Origin of the sequence: Roseicyclus sp. (assembly GCF_052168335.1) — a bacterium.
GTDB lineage: Bacteria > Pseudomonadota > Alphaproteobacteria > Rhodobacterales > Rhodobacteraceae > Roseibacterium.
Map to the genome: position 1 here is coordinate 1 of NZ_JBQLZP010000650.1, position 2,915 is coordinate 2,915.

Annotated in this window: 3 protein-coding genes; 2 read left to right on the forward strand and 1 reads right to left on the reverse strand. The window is 72.0% G+C overall.

The features are described 5' to 3' along the window. Window positions 1-532: ferric reductase-like transmembrane domain-containing protein (locus ACTS11_RS19820; protein ID WP_442642007.1), on the reverse strand; the 532-nt coding region annotated here is incomplete at its 3' end. A 123-nt stretch (window positions 533-655) separates the two neighbouring features. Between ACTS11_RS19820 and ACTS11_RS19825 the strand changes: the two genes are divergently transcribed. Together ACTS11_RS19825 and ACTS11_RS19830 are read left to right on the forward strand one after the other, a co-directional pair. Continuing rightward, entirely contained in the window at window positions 656-1,732 is a 1,077-nt protein-coding gene (locus tag ACTS11_RS19825; RefSeq protein ID WP_442642008.1) for a polyheme membrane-associated cytochrome C, read from the forward strand. A gap of 72 nt (window positions 1,733-1,804) precedes the next feature. Beyond that, on the forward strand, window positions 1,805-2,915 hold a 1,111-nt coding region (locus tag ACTS11_RS19830; protein ID WP_442642009.1), incomplete at its 3' end, for a C69 family dipeptidase.

A 2,915-nucleotide genomic window follows, 5' to 3' on the forward strand; every position in this document is an offset into this window, starting at 1 on the left:
GCCCCGCCCCGAGCGCCACCGCCGCGAGGATCAGGTGCGCCGCGCGCCAGGTCTCGTAGCTGAGCGGCAGGCGGTTGCGCAGCGCCGAGCCGACGACCAGCAGGAGAAGCGCCGCAAGCGCGACGACCCCGCTGCGGTAATGCGGCAGGACGTGGTAGGCCCAGAGCCGCTCGACCCCGAGGGCCGGGTCGGCGAGGAAGGTCGGCGCCACGTAGGCGAGGGGATGCAGCAGGATCGCGAGCAGCACCCACCACGCGGCGGTCTTGTGGAAGGCCATGACGCGGTCGATGCCGAGGCGCCCCGACACGGTCTCGAACCGCCCCGAGGTCACGAATTGCACCGCCATCGCCGCAAGCCCGACGAGGCCGAGGCCGGCCGCCGCCAGCTCCCATCCGACGGTGGGGACGACATCCCGCCTGGCCGCGAGCACCAGCGGCGCGAGGCAGACGACCGGGTAGAGAAGCGCGACGACGCCCGCGGGCAGCCGCAGCGATGGTCCGGTGTCGCGTGGTGGCGTCCCGTTCTCGTTCATGCGGCCCTCCCTTTCACTCCAGATGATTGCCATAAAGAATAGTAGGCACGTCCTTGATCTGGATTAAGGTCTCGCACGGCGGTCGTGGAACACTCGCCCGCATCCGGTTTGAGGGAGACCGCCATGACGACAGCCCGGTTCCTTGCCTGCCTCGCGGCCTCCGTCTTGGTGGCCGCCACCCCGCTCGCCGCCGAGGAGTTCAGCCTGAGCGAGGTCACGGAAGCCTGGCTGATGGGGCCGCACGGCGACTACCGCTCGCCCTCCTTCACCCACTGGAACGAGGACGGCGAGGTTCCGCCCGCTTGCGCCGCCTGCCATTCCGAGACGGGGATGCTCGACTGGCTCGGCGCGGACGGAAGCGCGCCCCTGACGGTGGAACATCCCGGCACGATCAACACGGTGATCGGCTGCGCCTCCTGCCACGTGTCGGAGGCCGAGGCGCTCGACGCGGTGCCGTTCCCCTCGGGCGTGACGCTGACGGGGCTCGGCACCTCGGCGACCTGCACCATGTGCCACCAGGGCCGCGCCTCGACGGACAGGGTTCTCTCGGCGACGGAAGGCATGGACCTCGACACGGTGGTGCCCGATCTCGGCTTCATCAACGTGCATTACGGCGTCGCGGCCGCCGTCATGCACGGCGCCGAGGTGCGGGGCGGCTTCCAGTATCCGGGCCTCGCCTATGCCGGGCGCTTCACCCATGTCCCGAGCGCGAACACCTGCGTCGCCTGCCACGAGCCGCACACGACCGAGGTGGAGACCGAGGGCTGCATCGCCTGCCACCAGGGCGTGAACGACATCACCGCGATCCGCACCCGCCATGCCGACTTCGACGGCGACGGCGTCACCAGCGGCGGCATCCGGGACGAGATCGCGGGTCTGCACGCGATCCTCGGCGAGGCGATCCAGGCCTATGCGCGCGAGGTCGTGGACGCGCCCATCGGCTATGCGCCGGGCGGGTTCCCCTACTTCTTCAACGACACCGACGGGGACGGCACCATCAGCCCGGAGGAGGCGGCCTTCCCGAACCGCTACGCGAGCTGGACGCCGCGCCTGTTGATGGCGGCCTACAACTACCAGGTCGTGGCGAAGGACGGCGGGGCCTGGGTACACAACCCGAGCTACGCGCTCCAGCTTCTGCACGACAGCATCGTCAGCCTGGGCGAGCGGGTCGATGTGGGGCAGGGCCTGACGCGACCCTGAGCCCGGCGCCTGTGGCCCCTCCGCGCGCCGTGGCCTAAGTGGGAGGCGGACGGACGCGGGCGGGGCAGGGCGATGAGCTACGGGATCTACATCGGGCGGGACCTCGCGGTCGACGGCCACGCCTGGCTCGCGGGCTATGGCGACGAGCCCTCGTCCCACTGGCTCGAGATCGTCGAGCGGGCGGAGCATCCGCCCGGAGCCACCGTCACCGTGGGCGTCGGCCCCGAGGCCGCCTTGCCCGGCCTGCGCAGCGAGATCCCGGAGGCGCCCGAGACCGCGCGCCACATGCGCGTCAGCTACAGCCACTATCTCGGCGTGCCCGCGCCGATCACCAATGGCGGGCTGAACGAGCACGGGCTCGCGGTGCGGGACATCTGGTCGCCCTCGCGGCCCGACCTCGTCGCGATGACGCCGCCCGACCAGCGGGGGCCCAACTACTCCGACCTCGCCCGCATCCTGCTCGGGCGCGCGCGGACCGCGCGGGAGGGGGTGGACCTGATGGCCGCGCTGATCGCCGAGCACGGCTATTCCGACTATGGCGGCAATTCCCACATCCTCGCCGACCCCGACGAGGCCTGGGTCGTCATCCAGTTCTCCGGCGGCAAGGGCCTCTGGGTGGCGGAGCGGCTCGGGGCCTCCGACATCCGCGCCTCGCGTCCGGGCTGGATCGGCACCGTCCCGCCCGAGCCGGACGACAGATTCCTCTACCCCGCGCACTTCATCCCGACCGCCACCGCGCTCGGCTGGCACGATCCCGCCTCCGGCCCCTTCGACGCGAACCGCGTCTACGGCGACGGCAAGGGTCCCTGGTCCGGTGCGGCCTGGGTCGAGGCGGAGATGCGGGCGCGCGCCGCGCGGCCCGGCCGCATCACGCTGGCGGACGTGATCTGGGCGATCTCGACCGAGGTGCTGACGGGCGACACGGCGGGCTACGGGCAGGTCGTGCCCCTCGTCCATCCGCGCCACGCCGAGCTGCGCATGATGTGGCACGCCCCCGTCGGCCCGGTGGCGGCGCCGCTCCTGCCCGTGTTCATGGGCCAGACGGAGATCCCCGCCGCCTATGCGCAGCACCGCTACCTGACCGAGGGCGAGGCCGCGCGCGTCCTCGATCCCCGCAAGGCGGCGCAGGACCCCGGAACGTCGTCGGTCGTGCCGCAGGGGGTGGAGGTCACGCCCTCGGCTT

Bases quoted from the DNA above. Each gene is read 5' to 3' on its own strand.
- ACTS11_RS19825 (WP_442642008.1), top strand. From the start codon at position 656: ATGACGACAGCCCGGTTCCTTGCCTGCCTCGCGGCCTCCGTCTTGGTG.